The following is a 19708-nucleotide window of genomic DNA, read 5'->3' on the forward strand; positions in this document are numbered from 1 at the left end:
GGGCCCCAGTTCGACACTATGCGATCGAGCGACTCCGTCCTGTAATCACCTGATGGACCTACGGGTACATACTGCTGGGTTCCGCCTGAACTTGGTAGCGCCAATGCGTGAATCTTCCGCCCGATGTTCGCCGCACCGCCAGACGCTCCGCCGACATCCGCAGGTCAGGGCGGACAACGGGGGGTGGTTACATTCCGGTTGAAGGCTCCTGTAAGCTTTGTCTCTGTCAGGCCAGCGGGTGATTAGCTCAGCGGGAGAGCGCTCCGTTCACACCGGAGAGGTCACTGGTTCGATCCCAGTATTGCCCACCAGACAGCCGAAAGGCTCGGTTCCCCAGCACTTGGCGGAACCGGGCCTTTCGCTCGTGTGGGATTTCCATTGTGGACCTGCGCGAACTCGGATACGTCGTGGTGCCCTCGGCGAGTTGAACTTCGGCCGCGCCGCGCAGCGGCTGCACATCGCCCAGCCTGTGCTAGCGCGGTGCACGGTTCTCACGTGTGCCGCTCATCACCAGCCTGTCGCGGCGGCGCCAGGCGGTGGTCTTCGGCGGATTCTGCCCAGACCTTGCCGCATCGCCTCCGCGGCGACCGTCTAAGACCTTCCCGCTGCGATGGCCGCAGGGGCGTTACGCCGACACTCATCGGATGTAACCGTCTACATTTCGGCCCAATGCATCTTGACGGCGGTTCAGAGGCCAGGTTTGATCGGATGTCTGAGGGCGACCGGGAGAGGGCTGAGCCATGCAACGACGCATCCGAACCATCCTGCTGAGCGTGCTCGCCGTCGTGCTCGCGATGATCACGCCCACCGCGAACGCGGAGGTCGAGCACCCCAGACAGCAGTGGTTACGAGCGTCAACGGCCGGGCTTTTCCTGCACTGGGGCATGTTCACCGCGCCGAAGCACCTGGACTGCGCGGAGTGGGAACGCGACGTGACCGGCGGCGGCTGGTCGCCGGACTACTGGGTCGACGAGGCCCGCGAACTGGGCGCCTCCTACATCGTCCTGGCCACCTTCCACAGCAGACTCGGTTACGCCAAGCCGTGGCCGAGCGCCATTCCCGGTAGCTGCAGCACCAAGCGCGACCTGCTCGGCGAGTTGGTGCGGGCGGGCAAGGCCAAGGACGTCGAAGTCATCCTCTACATGACCGACGACCCGCAGTGGCACAGCGAGCAGGGCAAGCAGATGCTCGATTCGGCCGCGTACTCGGCCCACAAGGGCCAGCAGGTGGACCTGACGACACGCCGTGGCTTCGGGATGTACAGCTACGACCTGTTCTTCGAGGTGATGCGCAACTACTCGGACCTCGCCGGCTTCTGGATCGACAACGACAACGAGTACTGGGAGCAGAACAAGCTCTACGAACAGGTCCGCCAGCTGCGGCCGTCCTGGTTGCTGAGCAACAACAACGAGGACACGCCGATCATGGACACGGTCAGCAACGAGCAGAAGACCGGCATGACGCCGTCCTACGACTACCCCCAGGCCGCGTGGACGCCGATGCCGCGACTCGTCGAGGCCGACTACAAGCTGCCCACCACCGGCGACTGGTGGTACGACGGCAAGGACCACCCGGTCGACTTCCGGCTGTCCACCGGCCGGTACATCACCAACGCGGGCTCGTCGATGAAGTCGCTGATGGCCGAAACCCCGATGGTGAACGGGAAGTTCCCGCCCAGCCAGGAGAGGTACAACGACTTCATGGCCGGCTGGGTGCCGCCGATCCGTGATTCCCTGCACGGCACCGAAGGCGGCGGCTACATGTACGGCGGCATGCAGCCGGGCTTCTGGAACGACGGCGCGCACGGCGTGATCACGGTCAAGCCTGGCGCGAAAACCCAGTACATCCACGCCGTGACCAGGCCGAGCACGAACATGCTCCGCCTTCGGGACAACGGGTACTGGGTCACGGGCGTGACGAACGCCCGGACCGGTGAACGACTCAAGTTCAACCAGTCGGGCGGCTACCTGACGATCCTGGACATCCGCGACTGGGACGCCTACGACACCGTGTTCAAAGTAGACACACCGGTGCAGTCGGGCTACTACAAGGACGTGAGTGCGACCGCGACGTCCACGAGGCAAGGTTTTCCCGCAGGCAACCTCACCGACGGCGACTACGAGACCTACTGGGACGCCGACGACAAGCTCCCAGTCAGTGTCACACTGGACCTCAAGCAGCGCGAACACGCCACGCATCTCGCCGTGAACCAGCGCGAGTGGTCGCCCACGTACGCGCGGGTCTCGTTCGGCCGGCCGGAGGACTCCGCGCGGATCAAGGACTACAAGGTCTCGATCAGCGACGACGGCGTGCGGTGGACGCAGGTCAAAGCCGGTGCGATGCCCAGCGCCCGAGGCACCCGGTTCATCGACATCGGCCAGCAGAACACCCGGTACGTCAAGCTGGACGTGCTGAACACGTGGGGCGGGCCGCAGGCACCTCGTCACTTCGGCGAGTTGCAGATAGACGAGATCAAGGTGGGACACGGGTATCCGCTGTCGCCCTGGGCGCGGACACCGCTGGAAGCCGAGAACGCCGGCCTGAACGGCGGCGCCCGCCCCCAGATCTGCTGGGCCTGCTCGGGTTCGGCGCAGGTGGCTGGGCTGGGCGGCGGCGCGCGCAACTCGGTGACCTACAAGAACGTCACAGCAGCGACAGCCGGTGACTACAAGCTGGAACTCACCGCGACGTCCGCCCAGGCGACGTCGCTCGCGGTCACGGTCAACGGTGGAGCACCGATCGACGTCCCCTTGCCCGCGGACCGTGCCGATGTCCCCGCGAACACATCGATCCCCGTGCCGCTCAACGCAGGCGCGAACACCATCGTGTTGCACAGCAACGACGTTCGGGGCCCGGGAGTCGACCGGATCGCGATCGCAACGCTCCCACCGGCTTCCTACACGCCGACGACCACGATGACCGTGACGCCACACGGCGTTCAGTGGATCGGCCCGGACCGGCAGGCGATCAAGGTGACCGCGAAGCTACGGCTGGACGTCGACGACCCGATCACAGGCGTAGAACTGAAGCCCACCGCACCGGCGGGCTGGACCGTGCAGGGCTCGCCCGCGACCGTCCAAACGTTACGGCTCGGGCAGGTGCTGACCGGCGAGTGGACGCTGACAGCCCCGGCGCAGGTCCAGGCCGTGTCGGCACCGGTGACCGCGTCGTTGCGGATCCTGGGCCGCGGCAAGCAGGTCACCACCGATGTCGACGTCAAACCGCGCCCGGCTGACCGGGTGTTCATGCGCGAGGCGGAGGACTCGGCCAACGAGTTCGGCAGCACCGGCCTGACCAGTTGCGGTCAGTGCTCGGGCGGGGAGAAGGTGCGCAACATCGGTGGTTCGCCGGACGCGCTGGTGCGGTTCGACGATGTCACCGTGCGCACAACGGGCCAGTACAAGCTCCACATCGACTTCACGGTGAACGGGCCGCGGTCGTTCTTCGTCTCGGTCAACGGCGGTCAGCCCACCGAGGTCAAGGTCGACGGAGCCGGCAACAACACGCCGTACGCCACCTCGCTTCCCGTGGCGTTGAACGCCGGGGCCAACAGCATCACGTTCGCCAACGACCAGGCAGCGGCACCGGATCTGGACCGGATCTCGCTGTCCGTGGAATAAAGGAGTTCCGCCGGAGCACGACCCACGGTAAGAACAGCGCAATGGAACGCGCGCTGGTGAACTTCTTCTACTGCCATCCGGTCGGGCACGCGGTTGAGGCGCTGTACTACGCCAACGGCCACCACGCGGCGAACCCGGATCTGGAGATCTCGGTCGCTCTCAACGCGGCCACCGCGGTGGAACTGGCCGGCTTCTGCCCCTTCGTGTCGGCCAGCTACGCCGTGGACCACCCGCTTCTGGAGAGCTGCCCGGATTCGCTGCGGCGGGTGGAGCACCTGCCGCGGCACTGGGACTGGGTCATCGACGAGTCCCGCCGCTACCAGGACTTCCAGCTGGAGCTGTTCCCGGGCTTGAAGGACTACTACGACGCCACGGACCAGCACCTGGTCCCGGGCAAGGGCCGGACTGTGGTCACCAGCCCGAAGGTCGGGTATCTGCCGCACCAGCAGTTGCGTCTTCAGCTTCCCGAACACGCACGGCGGGCAGCAGAGCAGCGGACGATCACGATCATGCCAGGTGGGTCGAGCGAGCCGGAGCTCTACCCGTCGGCCGACTCGTGGCTGATGATCATGGACGCGCTCACCGACGCGTACCCGGACGCCCGGATCGTCCTGGTCGGCAAGCTGGCGAAGAACGACCGGACCTCGACCGCGCTCACCGAAGAGGACCTCGCACGGCTGCTCGCGCACCGGTCCGGACCTGTGAACTGTTTCGACCGGAGCCTGACCGGGCAACTGGCGGCCGTCGAGGCGAGCGACTTCTTCCTCGCGCCGCACACGGGTTTCGGCATGGCCGCGTTGGCCGTCGGCACGCCGTGGCTCGCGTTGTCCGGTGGGCGTTGGTTCGAGTTCTTCTTCAACGGCGTCCCCTTCCGGTCGATCATCCCCGACACCGACCGGTTCCCGAGCTACAGCACGTTCGGCACGCTGCCTGTGGTCGACAGCGAGGACGGGCCGCGCACACCGAGCATGACCCAGACGAGGATCCACGCGGACCTCGACCGGATCGTGGCCGCGGCCGGTGAGCTGCGGGACGGCACACTGGGCTACGAGCAGGCGCTGCACGAGTACTTTCCCGCGCTGCTGGAGGCCTGCGGCGGTGACAAGGCGCGGATCTGGTCGATCGACGCTGTCCACATGAGCTACTTGTAGGCGCGCACAGCACCGGGATACGGCAACCGCTCGGGGCGGCGCAGCCGGTACTCGAAGTGCCACCATTCGTTGTCGTACGTGCGGTACAGGTTGTAGCGCTCGCCGTTTTCCTCCAGCCATCGGGCGCCTTCCCGTGGCCGGACATCCATCGCGACGCCGCGAACGTGCGGTGACTCCGCGGGGTGCAGGACTCGCGGCAGGCCGGACCGTTGAAGGTCGGCGACGTACATCCGGTGCTGTACGGCGGCGTCGCGGTGGCCGGAGGTGAGACCGATCAGCTGACCGTCGCGCCAGAACGCTTCCGTGCGGGCCGTGGTGAAGGCCGCGTGCGCGGCTGGGGTGAGGCCGCGCAGGTCCTCGGCCGGGTAGCGGACGCCCAGCGCCCACTGGCACGCGACGTGCCTGGCGTGTCCGGGTGCGTTCAGGTGTGCGAGCGGCAACAAGCATCGCGCAAGCGTTTTCGTCGCTGTCGCCATGAGACGGTCTCGTGTGGTCATGACTTCCACTGTCAGCGGCGAGTGTCGTTGTCCTTTCCGTACGGTGTAACAGCTGTGTAATGGCGTAGGTGTGACACGACCATGACATTCCGCGGACGGCGCCGGGACGGCTGCCGGGCATCATCGTGGGGGTGGACAGGCGAACTCCGGGCGGCCCTGCGATGGTTGGTGGCATGTCCCGGGTGCTGTTGATCGAAGACGACAAGGCCGTCCGCGAAGGGCTGGAACTGGCGCTGACCAGGCAGGGCCATTCGGTGTGGACGGCCGGGACCGGCGAGCAGGGGCTGAGCAGGCTGGCGGGCGTCGACGTGGTGGTGCTCGACCTGATGCTGCCCGGGATGGACGGGTTCGAGGTCTGCCGCAGGATCCGCGCGACCGGCACCCTGCCGATCATCATGCTCACCGCCCGCAGTGACGACATGGACGTGGTGGCCGGGCTGGAAGCGGGCGCCGACGACTACGTGGTCAAACCGATCCAGCCCAGGGTGCTCGAAGCACGCATCCGCGCCGTGCTGCGCCGCGCCGGTGACGCCGGGCCGCCGCACACCGAGGCCGAGCAGTACGGCGACCTCGCGATCGACCGGTCCAGCCTGGTCGTCCGGCGTCACGGCGAACAGGTCAGCCTCGCCCCGACCGAGCTGCGGCTGCTGCTGGAGCTGTCCTCGTCGCCCGGCCGGGTGCTCAGCCGTCAGCAGCTGCTCGAATCGGTGTGGGAGCACGGCTATCTCGGCGACTCGCGGCTGGTCGACGCGTGTGTCCAGCGGCTGCGCGCCAAGATCGAGACGGATCCGGCGGCTCCGCGCTACATCCAGACTGTCCGGGGCTTCGGCTATCGGTTCGGGCCGCTGTGAGGAGCCTGCGCACCCGCCTGTTGATCGCGTTCGCCCTGCTCAGCGGCGTGACGGCGGCGGCGGTGGCCGGGGCGATGTACGTACAGGCGCGCAACGTCATCCTGGAGAAGGCGCAGGAGTCCGCGGTGCGCCAGTTCACCGACCGGGTGGCGTCGATGACCGTGCCGGACGCGGGCGTGCTGTCCGACCGGGAGAGCAACGGCGTGATCATCTACAGGGGACGGACGCTGTCCGGTGGCCTGCGGCCGTCCGACATCCCCCTGGAGCTGCGTGCCAAGGCCGCCACCGGCGTGGTCGCGTGGCAGCGGGTGGTCCGGGACGGCAACGCCGGTGTGCTCATGGGTCTGCGTTTGTCCGATCTGGAGTTCTACGGTGCGCGGGGTCTTCAGGACGAGCAGGAAAGCATCAGTCAGTTGGCTCTCCTCGCGTGGGTGATCGGGATCGGGTCGCTCGTTCTCGGCGGGTTCCTGGCGTGGCTGGCGGCCAACAGCGTGCTGCGGCCCGTTCGTGAGCTGGACGCTGCCGCGCGCAGGCTGGGCGAAGGCGATCTGACGACCAGGGTGCAGGTGCGCGGCACCGATGAGCTCGCGGGCGTCGCGCAAACGTTCAACACCACGGCGGCCGCGTTGGAGAAGCAGGTCGCGGACGCCCGGCGGTTCGTCGCGGACGTGTCCCACGAACTGCGCACACCTCTCGCCGCGATGACAGCGGTGACGGACGTGCTCGACGAGGAAGCGCCGCACCTGACCGAGCACGCGGGCAAGGCGGCCAGCCTGGTCAGCCAGGGCACCCGTGACCTGACCCGGCTGGTCAACGACCTGATGGAGGTCAGCAGGTTCGACTCGGGCACGGCCACCCTGGCGGTGGAGGACGTCGACGTGGCCGAGGCGATCACCGCGACACTGCGTGCCCGCCGCTGGTCCGACGTGGTCACCGCGTTCGAGCCGGTGACCACGCGGCTCGACCCGCGACGGCTCGACGTGGTCGTGGCGAACCTGGTCGGCAACGCGTTGAAACACGGGTCAGCGCCGGTGTCGGTGGCGCTGCGCGGCGAGCCCGGCTGGGTGGTCGTCGAGGTCGCCGACCGCGGTCCGGGCCTGGATCCGCAGGTGCTGCCGCAGGTGTTCGACCGGTTCTACAAGGCGGACACGGCACGGACCCGGTCCGAGGGCAGCGGGCTCGGCCTGGCGATCGCGTGGGAGAACGCCAGACTGCACAACGGCACGATCACGGCTGGCAACCGGCCGGACGGTGGTGCGGTGTTCACGCTTCGGCTGCCTTCGGGAGGTTCACGGTGAAACGTGCCCTGGTGATGGTCGCGTTGCTGCTCGCGGGGTGTGGTGTGCAACCAACCGCGCCGATCGGCGGGTCGCGTGCGACGGGAGCCGTGATCTACCTGGTGCAGGACGGCGAGGTCACGCCGGTGCTGCGTCCCACGCGGCACGAGTCCAGCAAGCTGTCCGCGCTGGAACTCCTGGCTGAGGGAGCCACGCCAGGCGGCCTCTACACCACTGAGGTCCCTCGGGAACTGGGGCCGCGGAGCGTCGACGGCGTCACGGTCACCGTCACAGCCGACGTCGCCGCTCTGTCCACAGTGGCCGTGACGCAGATCGTGTGCACAGCCGCGATCCCCCAGCCTGTCACGCTGAGAGGCGGCGGACAGACCAGGGGACCGTTGAGCTGCCCTGTCTAGTCAGGCAGCAGACAGCCCGGTTTCCTCAGGTCGAGGCGGTTGCCGGGCTGGACGCACGTGGTGATCCAGTACGTCTGCGTGGCGTACCCGGCGCCCTTGCGGGCCGAGATGGCGCCGGAGCGGTCCATTTCGCACGGGTTGTTCTCCGTGCACTGACCGCCTTCGCGGTTGCTCGTGTTGTGGATGCCGACCACCTGACCGCCGGACACGACCGGTGATCCGGACACTCCCGGGCCGGGTTCGCACGCGGAGTCGTATCGGATCACGTCCTTGGTCACGTAGGTCGCTTCGAGGACGCGGTAGGCGAAGCCGTCGAGCTCACAGGGCAGGACCTTCGCCCAGCCGGACGACACGATCTCGACGTCCGCGCCCCGTTTGGGCCGCTCTGCCGACAAGGTCATGGGCCGTACGTGGTACTGCCTGTCGAGTTGGGCGTAGGACTCGCGCAGCCGGTACAGCGCGATGTCCGTGCCGGTCATCGTCACGTACATCGCTTTGGCCGTGCGGAGTGTGGCCACTGTCGCGCCCTTGCCGTCCAGCAGATTGATCAGGCGGTTGGACGGTTGGTCGACGAGCACTTCGTCCGGGATGACGCTTTGTCCTTCGTAGCAGTGCCCGTTGGTGAGCACCAAGGCTGGGTCGTGCGCCGAGGAACCCGGTGCCCGGACCAGGGAGCCTGAGCACCCTCCGATGAGGACAGTCCCGGCCAGGTCGGTGGCCGCTGCGGCGGGAGTGGCCAGTGCGACGAAGGACAACGCGGTCGCGGTGAGGATTCGCTTGATCATGACAGTCCCTCGCACGATCCGTTGTCGGTGCGGCCGGTCCGGAAGAACTCGACGACCTTGGCGCCGCACGGGATCCGGCGGATGGATCCGTGGACGTCGTCGTCGACGGTGAGCAACGCACCGCCGATCTTGGCCTGCATCCGCTGCGCCCACACGTACGGTGTGTCGTTCTCGTAGCGGTGGCCGGACAGTTGCAACGTGCTCGTGCCCTTGGTGAGCTGCCACGGTCTGGCTGGGATCGGCCACTTCGGGCACTGGAAGCTCATCTGCAGCAGGCCGCCGGCCGCCGGGTACTGCTGGACGCGCTGCTGGCGTTGTGCCCAGATCTCGGCGAAGTCCCGGCCTCCCGTGCCGTCGTTGCAGAACATCGCGCGGTTGTTCACGAAGTTGAACGCGAACCCGTTGAAGTCGCCGAACTGCGGCCTCGTCGAAGGTTTCACCGCCGAGGCCGCCATCCGCGCTTCGGTGTTCTCCGACAAGGTCGCCAGTTCCCGTGCCGAGTAGGCGTAACCGGACGGCGAGGGGGTGGCGAGGCTGCCGACCATCACGCCGGTGACTTCGCCGCGTGGCTTGGCGTCCAGTTCGGCGCGCAGGGCCAGCACGGTTTTGCGGACCTCCGCGCTGGTCCTGCCCAGGTGGTACTCGTGGTCGCGGTCAGCCAGCCATTTCGTGAACGGCTCGAACCTGGCCTCCGCGACCGCCGCGGCGTCGGTGTCCATCGCCGGCATGTCCATCACGGGTGGCATCACGGATTCGAGCCACATCCGGTCCACGTGCCGGTCGAACAGCGACCGGTAGACCGCGCCGACAGCGGTGCCGAACGACACGCCGTAGAAGCTGATCTTCTGCTCCCCCAACGCCTGGCGGATCATGTCGACGTCACGCGCGGTGTTCTCGGTGGTCAGGTTGGCGGCGAATTCGGGATCGTCGTCGGAGCACGCGGCGTTCCACGTGGCCTCAGCGTCGAACGACGCCCTGGCGTTGGTCTGCGCGTCACTGGGTGGCGGGAGCGGGTCGTAGTCCTGGTCGCAGAACTGTGCGTCGCTGAAGCCGACGCCTCTGGGGTCGAAGCCGATCAGGTCGTGGTTGTCGGCGACGCCACCGATGGTGCTGGTCCTGAGGTCACGGGGGTAGGAGATGGCTGTGGCACCGGGGCCGCCGGGGTTGGCCAGCAGGACTCCGCGCCGCTGCCCCTTGGCTTTCAGCCTGCTGACCGCGATCTTGAGCGTGCGGCCGCCGGGTTTGGCGTAGTCCAGGGGAACTGTGACGAAGGTGCACTCCGTGTCACCTTTGTCGTCGGGGAAGACCTCCTTCCAGCGGTCCAGCGTTTCGGTACAGGGCTTCCACTCAGGCGCGGCGGCCTGGGCGGGTGTGGCCGAAATCCCGGTGGCGACCAGGACGATCGCCACCATCGCTGCTGTTCTGTTCACCCGGTCGAACCTGGCAGAGCCGTGTCAGCCTGCCGTCATGGTCGTGTAACAGGTGATCACGCGATCGCAATGCGTACCGCGGCGACGAGGCCGAGCACGCCGATGACGTAGCGCAGCGGCGCGGGCGGGATCTTGCGGGACAGGTAGGCGCCCACCGGGCCCGCGATCATCGTGGCGGCACCGAAAACGAGCGTCTCCGGCCACGGCACGGGAGCGATGAAGCAGAACAGCACACCGGCCACGCCGTTGGCGATCCCCTGCAGCACGACCTTGACGGCGTTGAGCTCGTGCGTGGTTCCCTTGGCGAACAGGCCGAGCACGGCGAAGAAGATCACACCGATGCCGGTGCCGAAGTAGCCGCCGTAGACCGACGTGGTGAAGATGACGGACTTGAGCGGGCCGCGGTGCTTCTGCGCCGACCGCAGCCGCTTGGCCACGAGTGGCTGCACGAGAACCAGGAGCGCGCCGAGGCCGAGCAGCGCGGGCACGAGGTAGGTGAAGACTTTCTCCGGCAACGCGAACAGCACGAGCCCGCCGATCAGCGAGCCGATCGCGGCGGGCAGGGCGATCCGCCGCAGCAGCGGTTTCTGGACCGCCAGTTCACGGCGGAAGCCGATCGTCGAGGCGAAGTTGCCTGGCACGACGCCGATGCAGTTGGCGACGTTGGCCTGGAGCGGGGTCAGTCCGAGGGCGAGGAAGACCGGGAACGTCAGCAGCGCGCCCGCACCGGCGATCGCGTTGATCACGCCGGCAGCCAGCCCGGTCACCGCGACGAGTAGCAAATCCACGATCATCACTGTCCGCCACCAGCACTCATGCGTCCAATGACCGTAATAGATGGGATTGATGCGTATCATGCATCAATGTGGAGATCGACCAGCTCAGATGGTTCGTGACGGTCGCCGAAGGCCGCACCGTGACCGCCGCAGCGGCCGAGTTGCACGTGTCACAGTCCGCGTTGTCGCGCGGGCTCTCGCGGCTTGAGCAGGAGGTCGGCACTCCCCTGTTCGACCGCGTCGGCCGCGTGCTGCGGCTCAACAGCAACGGGCAGACGTTGCTGGACGCGGCGAAGCGCGCGTTGAAGTCGATCGACGGCGCGGTCAGGACGATCGGCACGGCCGCGGATCCGACGGTCGGCACGGTCCGGTTCGCGTTCCTCAACACGCTCGGCAACGAGTTCGTGCCGACGTTGCTCAGCGGCTTCCGCGCCCTCTACCCGGAAGTCGAGTTCCTGCTGCGGCAGGGCGGAACCACGCGCAACGAGCGGTACCTGCTCGACGGCGAGGTCGATGTGGTGCTGTCCGCGCGACCGTCCGACCAGCCGGGCGTCACGTGGCGGCCGATCGTCGAGGAGCCGCTCACGCTCGTGGTCCCGACTGGGCACCGGCTCGCGCGGCGTCGCACGGTCCGGCTGGCCGACGTCGAGAACGAGCCGTTCGTGACGTTCGCCGACGGGTTCGGCCTGCGCCTGATCACCGAACGGCTGTGCCACCAGGCCGGGTTCGCCCCGCGGATCGCGTTCGAAGGCGAGGAGCCGTTCACGTTGCGCGGGCTGGTCGGCGCGGGCTGCGGCGTGGCGCTGCTGCCGCCCGCCCCCGGTCCCCTGCCGGACATCGTGGAGCTGCGGATCTCGGAGCCGCTGTGCGCCAGGACGATCGGGATCGGGTGGTGCCCGGAGCACTACGCACCGGCGGTGGTGGAGGCGTTCCGGGAGTACGTGCTCACCGAGGCGCGCCCGTCGGCCGCGTGGTCACGGTTCCGAACGGACCAGGGTCGTCACGATCCTGCGGACGGCTGACGCCTGCGGTGTTGTCGCGCGGTCGGCGTACAGCATGTGTGTCGACCCGATGAGCATCGCGGCGAGGGTTTCGACGTCCGCGTCCGCGGGGACGCGGCCGAGGCGCTGTTCGTCGGCGAGGTAGGCGCCGAGCATGATCGCGCCTTCGGTGAGCACCGGGACGCCCGCGGGCCAGGCGTCCCGCAGTCTCGTGCGCAGTTCGTCCCGGAAGGTCACCAGGGCGACGACCGCGACGGCGACCGATTCGAACAACGAGATCAACGCGCCGGTCAGGTGATCGACGACGTTTCCTGTCCCGACGCGACCGCGCAGGGCGGCGGCTTGGGCGTCCATCTGTTCGACGCGGTCGAGGACATACTCGGCGAGGAACGCGTCGAAGTCGTCGAAGTGCTTGTGCAGGACGCCCTTGGCGCAGCCCGCCTCGGTGGTGACCGCGCGGCTGGTCAGGGCACTGGGACCGGCGCTCAGCAGGATGCGGTCGGCGGCTGCGAAGAGCTGGGCGCGCACGTCACGGATGCTCACGCCGGTCGGCACCGAAGGTCCTCCGTTGTCGAGTGGGCACTTGCCCACTATGGTGGGCGCATGCCCACTCTACCGACCGAACCCCATCGCATCAGGGAAGTGGCCGAGTCGTTCGGCACCGACGCGCAACGCTACGACCGGACGCGACCGCGCTACCCCCAGCCGCTGATCGACCGGATCACCGCCACGGCACCCGGCCGCGACGTGCTCGACGTCGGCACCGGAACCGGCATCGCGGCCCGGCAGCTGCAGGCAGCCGGGTGCACAGTACTCGGCGTGGAGCCCGACGCCAGGATGGCCGAGCACGCGCGTGCACAGGGACTCGAGGTCGAAGTGTCGACCATCGAGGAATGGGACGCCGGGGAACGGACCTTCGACGCGATCACGGCCGCGCAGTGCTGGCACTGGGTCGACCCGGACGCCGGAGCGGCCAAGGCCGCCCGACTGCTGCGACCCGGTGGGCTGCTGGCCGCGTTCTGGAACACCGACGAACCGCCGGCCGAACTGGCCGGCCCGTTCCTCACGATCTTCCGCGAGGTCGCGCCTGACTCACCGACCGCACAGCTCACCAACAAGGACAAGCCGTACCAGACGATGTCGGACCGCACAGCGGACGGGATCCACCGGACCGGGCAGTTCCAGGCGGTCGAGTACTGGCGGTTCGAGTGGCAGCGCGACTACACCCGGGCCGAGTGGCTCGACCGGCTGCCCACCCACGGCGGCATGAGCCTGCTCCCACCCGACGCCCTGGCCACGCTGCTGGAACGCACCGGCGCCGCGATCGACGCTGTCGGCGGCACGTTCACCATGCGCTTCACCACGGTCGCGGTCACCGCCGCGCGGAGCTGAACCGGGCGTCCGCCTCGGCCTCGGTCAGCCCGAAATCCGCCAGGTCGTAGCGGTGCGAGCGGCGCCGATCGCCCGAACTGTGCACAGCCGCCATCGCCGCACGCACCTCGCCGGACACGGCCAAGCCGAAATGGCGGTAGATGTCCGTGACGACACCGAGCGGATCGGCCACGAGATCCGCGTATTCCACGTCGTAGAACTGCGCGGGATCGTGTTTCGCCCGATCGGTGTTGAATTTCTCCAGGCCACGTGCCCACAGTTCCAGCTGGGAACGGCCGATGACCGGACCCCGGAAAACCGTCGACCACCCGTCCGTGGCCTGTTCGGCGAGGCTGCACATCGACGCGATGATCGTGCGCGGCGCCCGGTGCGTCTGGATCACCAGCGCGTCGGGATAGGCGTCCATCAGCGCGTCGAGAGCGAACAGGTGACTGGGGTTCTTGAGCACCCAGCGGCGACCCGCGTCCGGCATGCCGATCAGCTGGAGGTTGCGGCGATGCCGGTGGTACGCGGCCGTCCAGTCCTGCCCGGCCAGCCAGTCCGAATACGTCGGCACGTAGGCAAGACACTCGAAGGAGACGGACAACATGGACTGACGCAACAGCCGCCAGCACTCCTCGGCCATGTCCGCGGTGATGTAGTGCAGGCCCATGAACTCGGGGTGTTCGACGTGGTGCTGTTCGTACCCGGCCTGGATCCGTTGGTACATCGGATTGTCGCCCCACGTCTCGCGGGGCGGGCGTGGCTGCGGCAGGTCGGTGAGCCACAGTTCGAGCCCTTGGTGCGCCGGGTCCTCGGTCAGCAACCGGTGCAGCGCCGTGGTTCCGGTGCGCGGCAGGCCGGTCACGAAGATCGGCCGCTCGATCGGGACCGCCGCGTGCTCCGGATGGGCTTTCCACGCCGTCTCGCTGAGCAGCCGGGCCACCAGCGCCGAGCGCAGGCCGGCGCGCTGCACCCGCAGCCCGAACTCCGTCAGCCCCGCCTCCCGGTGGTAGGAGTCCACCAGCACCGACAAGCCGTCCAGGTAGTCCTGGTCGCCGAAGTCGGTCAGGCCGGTGATCTTCGTGGCCGACGCGTGCAACGACTCGATGTCCACGCTTGGCTCCTAGTGGTGGTATTCGCCGCCGTTGACGTCGAGGCACTGGCCGGTGACCGCGCGGGCCAGGTCCGATGCGAGGAAGACGATCGTGTCGGCGACCTCGTCGGGCTCGGGCAGCTTGCGCAGGTCGATGCCGGCCGCCACCTCGTCGTAGACCTCCTGCGGGCTGATCCCGCGTTGCTTGGCGAGGTAGTCGAAGTAGTACTTCACGTTGCCGGCCCAGATGTAGCCGGGCGCGATGGTGTTGACCCGCACGCCCTTGGGGCCCAGTTCGGTGGACAGGCTCTGCGCCATCGACAGCAGCGCGGACTTGGTCATCTTGTACGGGCCGAAGGCAGGTTTGGAGTGGCGGATCACCATCGAGCTGACCATCACGATCGAGCCGCGGCTGGCCTCCAGCATGGGGCGGAACAGGTTCGTCAGCCGCAGCGCGCCGAGGACGTTGGTCTCGAAGCCCTGCCGGATCCCGTCGAACGGGACACCGTCGAGGTCACCCATGGGCGGGACGGCGAAGGCGTTGTTCACCAACGTGTCCACGCGCCCGAACGACTCCATCGCGGTCTCGGCCAGGCGAACCGCGTCCTGTTCGGAGGCGATGTCGGCCGGCACGGTGACCGCGCGCCGCCCGAGGCCGGTGACCTCCTTGGCCACCTCGGCCAGCCGGGACTCCGTGCGGGCCGCGAGCACGATGTCCGCGCCCTGTCGCGCGCACCGCAGCGCGATCGACCTGCCCAGTCCCGGCCCGATCCCCGAGACCACGACGACCTTGTCCTGCAACAACATCAGCCCACCATTCTCCTCGCGACCGCCGCCTGACGGGCGGCGATGCGTTCGGCGTACTGCTCGGGGGTGATCCGGGCCTGCTCGTGGAACGGCAGCCGTTGCGCCAGTTCGGCGAACGGGACGACCTCGACCTCAGGGCCGTCCTCGGGTTTCAGGTCACGCGAGAGCCGTTGCCACCGGATCTGCAGGTAGCCCCGGGAATGCCCGGTGCGTTCGATCCAGTTCGCCAGGCCAGGGTCGCGTTCGCTGATCACGTACCTGATCCGGCCGTCCGGGTCGGCGACGGCCTGGTCGGCGGTCAGGCTGGTCTGGTGGTTGATGTAGTCCAGCGAGACGTACCACATGCTGCCCAGCTGGAACCCGTGGTACGGCGCATGCGACACGGGCACCGTCACGATCATCACCTCGTCGTCGGCGAGGTCGTAGTGCCCGACGGAGGAGAACTGGGTGGTCAGCCCGCCCGGGGTGGAGCGGGGTTCGGTCATCGTGTTCACCGGGAGGTTCAGGTAGAACCACCTCGGGAAGGCCAGGAACGTCTTCAGCCTGCTGGTGAGCATCTTGCCCGCCGCCGCGTACCGCTTGGCGATCAGGTCACGGGTGAGCGCGGGCGGTGCCGTCGAGGTGGTGCCGGCGCGCCGGATGGTGATCGTGCCGCGCTGTTCGGCCGTCCAGTCGCTGTAGACCTCACGCACGACCAGCATCGCCGAGCCCGCGCCGAGGGTGAAGTAGTTCGGCCCGGCTTGGCCGGGCCCGAACCGGATCTCGAACGTGCCGTCATCGGCGATGTCGAACGCGCGGTCGTCGAACGCCGTGAGGCTGTCGGGTACGTCCACCGGGGAGTAGTCGCCGTTGAGCACCTGGAAGCTGAGGTCGGCCGTGCTGCCGCGCCTGCCGGTCACGACGTACTCCGCGTCCGCCCTGATGTTGGCGTGGAAGTACAGCGTGTCCGGGTTGTCCAGGCCCATCTTGGTGCAGGGCCCGGTGGACTGGACGAAGTAGGGGAAGTCGCGGTCGTAGGCCCACGCCATCTGCAACGAGGCCCTGATGTTGCCCGCGAGGTAGTCGTAGCCCTCGGTCAGGTCCTGCTCGGTACGCACGTGCGGCGCTTCGGCGACGATCTTCTCGGCGTCGGCGATCGCGGCGGCGAAGGACTCGGTGAACACCCGATCAGACTAGAACGCGTTCTAACTCTTGGTCAAACGCCTGCCAGGAACCGCATGCTGGGCAGATCATCCATGGACACCGTCACCTCGTAGATCCGGTTGTAGGTGATGTGCCGGATCCGCCAGCCATCCCCTGGTGAGCGGACGTACTCCTCCTCGTAGTAGGCGGCACCCTTGATCACCAGCCTGCGTTCCGTGACGATCACGGTGTCCTGGAACGCCCACGTGCCGGTGGCCGCGTCGCCGTCGACGTCGATCTCCGGCTGACCGCAGAAGTGGAACGTGACGATCCGGTCGCCGCCGAGGTTCTGGCGCATGAACTCCAGGATCGCGGCACGCCCGGTGAGCACGAGCGGCTCGCCCATCGCCCGTGTGCCGTAGTCGGCGACCGCGTCCTCGGCCAGCGCGGCCTCCAGCACGTCCCAGCGCTTCTGGTCGACCGCGCGCAGGTACCGGTGCTTGAGCCGCTTGATCTCCTCGACCTCGACCACATCCGTTTCAGTCATGCCTGAAGTGAACACTCCGGCGATTGACCAGCGCAATAACCTGTTCTAGTTTCTGACCGTGAGCACCGCCTACGAGCTGACCACGCAGCGCGCACTGGAAGCGGAGTCCGTGCACGTGCTGCGTGAGGTCGCGGCCACGTTCGAACGGCCGGTGCTGCTGTTCTCCGGCGGCAAGGACTCCGTGGTGATGCTGCACCTGGCGATGAAGGCGTTCTGGCCCGCGCCGCCGCCGTTCCCGGTGATGCACGTGGACACCGGCCACAACTTCGACGAGGTCATCGAATTCCGTGACCGCGCGGTCGAGTCGGCGGGCGTGCGGCTGGTGGTCGCTCGCGTCCAGGACGACATCGACGCCGGCCGCGTGACCGAGGAAACCGGGCCACGTGCCAGCCGCAACCGCCTGCAGACCACGACTTTGCTGAGGGCCATCGCGGAGAACCGGTTCGACGCCGTCTTCGGCGGGGCCCGCCGGGACGAGGAGAAGGCCCGCGCCAAGGAGCGGGTGTTCAGCTTCCGCGACGAGTACGGCCAGTGGGATCCCCGCAACCAGCGGCCCGAGCTGTGGAACGTCTACAACGGACGGCACAGGCGCGGCGAGCACATCAGGGTGTTCCCGTTGTCCAACTGGACCGAACTCGACATCTGGCAGTACATCAGCCAGGAAGGCATCGAGCTGCCGTCGATCTACTACGCACACCGGCGTGAGGTCGTGCAGCGCGACGGAATGCTCCTGGCACACACCAGGTTCGTGACGTTGCTGCCCGGCGAGGAGCCTTTCAGCGCGTCGGTGCGGTTCCGCACGGTCGGCGACGCGACCTGCACGGGCTGCGTCGAATCCACCGCGGCGACCGCGGCGGAAGTCGTCACCGAGGTCGCCGCCACCCGGGTCACCGAACGCGGCGCGACCAGGGCCGACGACCGGATCTCCGAGGCAGGCATGGAGGACCGCAAGAAGGAAGGCTACTTCTGATGCCGCACCTGCTCCGCCTGGCCACCGCGGGCAGCGTCGACGACGGCAAGTCCACGTTGATCGGACGGCTGCTGTTCGACTCGAAGACCATCTTCGAAGACCAGCTGGCCGCGCTCGAACAGAGCAGCAGGGACCGCGGCGAGGACTCGCCGAACCTGGCACTGCTGACCGACGGGCTGCGCGCGGAACGCGAACAGGGCATCACGATCGACGTGGCGTACCGCTACTTCGCCACCCCCAAGCGGAAGTTCATCATCGCCGACACACCCGGCCACATCCAGTACACGCGCAACATGGTCACCGGGGCGTCCACCGCGGACCTCGCGCTGGTCCTCGTCGACGCGCGCAAAGGCATACTGGAACAGTCCCGCAGGCACGCGTTCCTGGCCAGCCTGCTGGGCATCCCGCACATCGTGGTGTGCGTGAACAAGATGGACCTGGCCGGCTGGTCACGTGAACGCTTCGAGGAGATCCGCGAGGAATTCCGGCAGTTCTCGATGAAGCTGTCCGCGCCGGACCTGACGTTCATCCCGGTGTCGGCACTGCACGGCGACAACATCGTGCACCGCAGCGCGTCGATGCCCTGGTACGAGGGCACTTCCCTGCTGCACCATCTGGAAGAGGTGCACATCAGCTCCGACCGCAACCTGATCGACGCCCGGTTCCCGGTGCAGTACGTCATCCGCCACAAGGACTTCCGCGGGTACGCCGGAACGGTCGCCGGTGGCGTGTTCAAGCCGGGCGACGAGGTGCTCGTGCTGCCGTCCGGGTTCACCACGACCGTCAGCGCGATCTGGGGCCCCGGCGGGCAGCCGGTGACCGAGGCGTTCCCGCCGCAGGCGGTGACGCTGCAACTGGCCGACGAACTGGACGTCGGCCGTGGCGAGCTGATCTGCCGCCCGAACAACCGCCCGCACATCGGCCACGACGTCGACGCGATGGTTTGCTGGCTGACCGAACACGGTGAGCTGCGCAAGGACGCCAAATACACCGTCATCAACACCACGCGCGCCACCAGGGCCGCCGTCACGTCGTTGGACTACCGGCTGGACATCACCACGCTGCATCGCGACGAGACTGCGGAGTCCTTGTCGCTCAACGAGATCGGCCGGGTCAAGCTGCGCACCAGACAGCCGTTGCTGTTCGACGCGTACCGGCGCAACCGGGCGTGCGGCAGTTTCATCCTGGTCGACGACACCACCAACAACACTGTCGCCGCGGGCATGATCACCGGGCCGGCCCAGTCCGTGGTCTGGCACTCCACCGCGGTCCAGCGCGCCGAGCGCGGCACGACCGGCTGCACGGTCTGGCTGACCGGGTTGTCGGCGTCCGGGAAGTCGACCGTGGCCGTGGAGCTGGAACGCCGACTGGTGGCGTCCGGCCGTCCGGCTTATCTTCTCGATGGGGACAACCTGCGCCACGGGTTGACCGCCGACCTGGGATTCAGTGCGGCCGACCGGGCCGAGAACGTCCGCCGGGTCGGCGAGGTCGCACGCCTGTTCGCCGACGCGGGCGTGGTCGCGGTCGTGTCGCTGATCAGCCCGTACCGGGCCGATCGCGAGCGGGTTCGCGCGGCGCACGAACAGGCAGGACTGCCGTTCCTCGAGATCTTCGTGGACACTCCGATCGCCACGTGCGAGGCGCGCGATCCCAAGGGGATGTACGCCAAGGCCAGGGCGGGCGAGATCACCGGGTTCACCGGCGTCGACGCCCCTTACGAACGACCGTCGGCGCCCGAGCTGGTACTGCGTCCGGAGCAGGGCGACCCCGCAAGGATGGCGGGCATGATCCTCGCCTCGATGGACCAGTCGTCACTGACCCGGATGGACTAGTCGCGGGACCGGCGCCCCGGCGGAGTACACACGTTTGCCGTATCGACTTGCTACGGGTGAGTGAACGCGGTTTCGCGCGACGGCACTTTCGGTTCAATTGACAGCCGCCCCGACGGGGAAAGCGTGAATCGTCCCATGATTCTTTTCCCCTGTCCGGCA

At 67.9% G+C, this 19708-nt stretch carries 18 protein-coding genes and 1 tRNA gene; 10 read left to right on the forward strand and 9 right to left on the reverse strand.

Annotated elements, in window-relative coordinates; genetic code table 11:
* Positions 1–236: 236 nt before the first annotated feature.
* The 3 genes from AOZ06_RS40240 (at position 237) to AOZ06_RS40250 (ending at position 4771) form a co-directional block, all read left to right on the forward strand.
* A tRNA-Val gene (locus tag AOZ06_RS40240) sits at positions 237–311 on the forward strand.
* 429 nt (positions 312–740) lie between these two features.
* Positions 741–3620: an alpha-L-fucosidase gene (locus AOZ06_RS40245; protein WP_054294159.1), complete on the forward strand. Its 2880-nt coding sequence runs from the start codon at positions 741–743 to the stop codon at positions 3618–3620.
* Positions 3621–3661: 41 nt separating this feature from the next.
* Positions 3662–4771 carry a glycosyltransferase family protein gene (locus AOZ06_RS40250; RefSeq protein WP_054294160.1) on the forward strand — a complete coding sequence of 370 codons (1110 nt, stop codon included), beginning with the start codon at positions 3662–3664 and terminating at the stop codon, positions 4769–4771.
* Here the strand turns inward: AOZ06_RS40250 and AOZ06_RS40255 are convergent.
* Entirely contained in the window at positions 4762–5268 is a 507-nt protein-coding gene (locus AOZ06_RS40255) for a M15 family metallopeptidase domain-containing protein (RefSeq protein WP_054297280.1), read from the reverse strand. The genes AOZ06_RS40250 and AOZ06_RS40255 overlap by 10 nt on opposite strands.
* Before the next feature lie 173 nt (positions 5269–5441).
* Between AOZ06_RS40255 and AOZ06_RS40260 the strand changes: the two genes are divergently transcribed.
* The 3 genes from AOZ06_RS40260 to AOZ06_RS40270 are packed head-to-tail and all read left to right on the forward strand — an operon-like array spanning position 5442 to position 7812.
* Entirely contained in the window at positions 5442–6119 is a 678-nt protein-coding gene (locus AOZ06_RS40260) for a response regulator transcription factor (protein WP_054294161.1), read from the forward strand.
* Positions 6116–7417 carry a sensor histidine kinase gene (locus AOZ06_RS40265; protein ID WP_054294162.1) on the forward strand — a complete coding sequence of 434 codons (1302 nt, stop codon included), beginning with the start codon at positions 6116–6118 and terminating at the stop codon, positions 7415–7417. Before AOZ06_RS40260 ends, AOZ06_RS40265 begins: the two co-directional genes overlap by 4 nt.
* Entirely contained in the window at positions 7414–7812 is a 399-nt protein-coding gene (locus tag AOZ06_RS40270) for a hypothetical protein (RefSeq protein ID WP_054294163.1), read from the forward strand. Before AOZ06_RS40265 ends, AOZ06_RS40270 begins: the two co-directional genes overlap by 4 nt.
* Here AOZ06_RS40270 and AOZ06_RS40275 read toward each other — a convergent pair.
* From AOZ06_RS40275 to AOZ06_RS40285, 3 genes are read right to left on the reverse strand one after another with little or no spacing between them, the layout of a single operon-like run.
* Positions 7809–8597, reverse strand: coding sequence for a trypsin-like serine peptidase (locus AOZ06_RS40275; RefSeq protein WP_054294164.1), 789 nt, complete (start codon positions 8595–8597; stop codon positions 7809–7811). The genes AOZ06_RS40270 and AOZ06_RS40275 overlap by 4 nt on opposite strands.
* On the reverse strand, positions 8594–10027 hold the full coding sequence (locus AOZ06_RS40280; protein WP_157233513.1) for an alpha/beta fold hydrolase: 1434 nt from the start codon (positions 10025–10027) through the stop codon (positions 8594–8596). The genes AOZ06_RS40275 and AOZ06_RS40280 overlap by 4 nt, the downstream gene beginning before the upstream one ends.
* A 56-nt stretch (positions 10028–10083) precedes the next feature.
* Positions 10084–10815 carry a sulfite exporter TauE/SafE family protein gene (locus AOZ06_RS40285; protein ID WP_169799046.1) on the reverse strand — a complete coding sequence of 244 codons (732 nt, stop codon included), beginning with the start codon at positions 10813–10815 and terminating at the stop codon, positions 10084–10086.
* A 77-nt stretch (positions 10816–10892) separates the two neighbouring features.
* Between AOZ06_RS40285 and AOZ06_RS40290 the strand changes: the two genes are divergently transcribed.
* Entirely contained in the window at positions 10893–11825 is a 933-nt protein-coding gene (locus AOZ06_RS40290; RefSeq protein WP_054294167.1) for a LysR family transcriptional regulator, read from the forward strand.
* Here AOZ06_RS40290 and AOZ06_RS40295 read toward each other — a convergent pair.
* A complete protein-coding gene (locus AOZ06_RS40295; protein ID WP_054294168.1) occupies positions 11778–12359 on the reverse strand; it encodes a TetR/AcrR family transcriptional regulator in 582 nt (193 codons plus the stop codon). The genes AOZ06_RS40290 and AOZ06_RS40295 overlap by 48 nt on opposite strands.
* A gap of 48 nt (positions 12360–12407) precedes the next feature.
* Between AOZ06_RS40295 and AOZ06_RS40300 the strand changes: the two genes are divergently transcribed.
* Positions 12408–13196, forward strand: a complete 789-nt coding sequence (locus AOZ06_RS40300) for a class I SAM-dependent methyltransferase (protein ID WP_054294169.1) — start codon at positions 12408–12410, stop codon at positions 13194–13196.
* Here AOZ06_RS40300 and AOZ06_RS40305 read toward each other — a convergent pair.
* The 4 genes from AOZ06_RS40305 to AOZ06_RS40320 are packed head-to-tail and all read right to left on the reverse strand — an operon-like array spanning position 13177 to position 16747.
* Positions 13177–14292, reverse strand: coding sequence for a sulfotransferase family protein (locus tag AOZ06_RS40305; protein ID WP_054294170.1), 1116 nt, complete (start codon positions 14290–14292; stop codon positions 13177–13179). The two genes, AOZ06_RS40300 and AOZ06_RS40305, sit on opposite strands and share 20 nt — an antisense overlap.
* Before the next feature lie 9 nt (positions 14293–14301).
* On the reverse strand, positions 14302–15078 hold the full coding sequence (locus AOZ06_RS40310) for an SDR family oxidoreductase (RefSeq protein ID WP_054294171.1): 777 nt from the start codon (positions 15076–15078) through the stop codon (positions 14302–14304).
* On the reverse strand, positions 15078–16241 hold the full coding sequence (locus AOZ06_RS40315; protein WP_054294172.1) for a hypothetical protein: 1164 nt from the start codon (positions 16239–16241) through the stop codon (positions 15078–15080). Before AOZ06_RS40315 ends, AOZ06_RS40310 begins: the two co-directional genes overlap by 1 nt.
* Positions 16242–16273: 32 nt before the next feature.
* Positions 16274–16747: a nuclear transport factor 2 family protein gene (locus AOZ06_RS40320; protein ID WP_054294173.1), complete on the reverse strand. Its 474-nt coding sequence runs from the start codon at positions 16745–16747 to the stop codon at positions 16274–16276.
* 58 nt (positions 16748–16805) lie between these two features.
* On the opposite strand from AOZ06_RS40320, the gene cysD reads away from it, so the two are divergent.
* Together cysD and cysC are read left to right on the forward strand one after the other, a co-directional pair.
* Positions 16806–17717 carry a sulfate adenylyltransferase subunit CysD gene (cysD, locus tag AOZ06_RS40325; RefSeq protein ID WP_179950773.1) on the forward strand — a complete coding sequence of 304 codons (912 nt, stop codon included), beginning with the start codon at positions 16806–16808 and terminating at the stop codon, positions 17715–17717.
* Positions 17717–19549 (forward strand): adenylyl-sulfate kinase, encoded by a 1833-nt coding sequence (cysC, locus tag AOZ06_RS40330; protein ID WP_054294175.1) that lies wholly within the window; start codon positions 17717–17719, stop codon positions 19547–19549. The genes cysD and cysC overlap by 1 nt, the downstream gene beginning before the upstream one ends.
* Positions 19550–19708 lie beyond the last annotated feature (159 nt).

The organism is Kibdelosporangium phytohabitans, assembly GCF_001302585.1.
In the GTDB taxonomy this organism is placed as follows: Bacteria; Actinomycetota; Actinomycetes; order Mycobacteriales; family Pseudonocardiaceae; genus Kibdelosporangium; species Kibdelosporangium phytohabitans.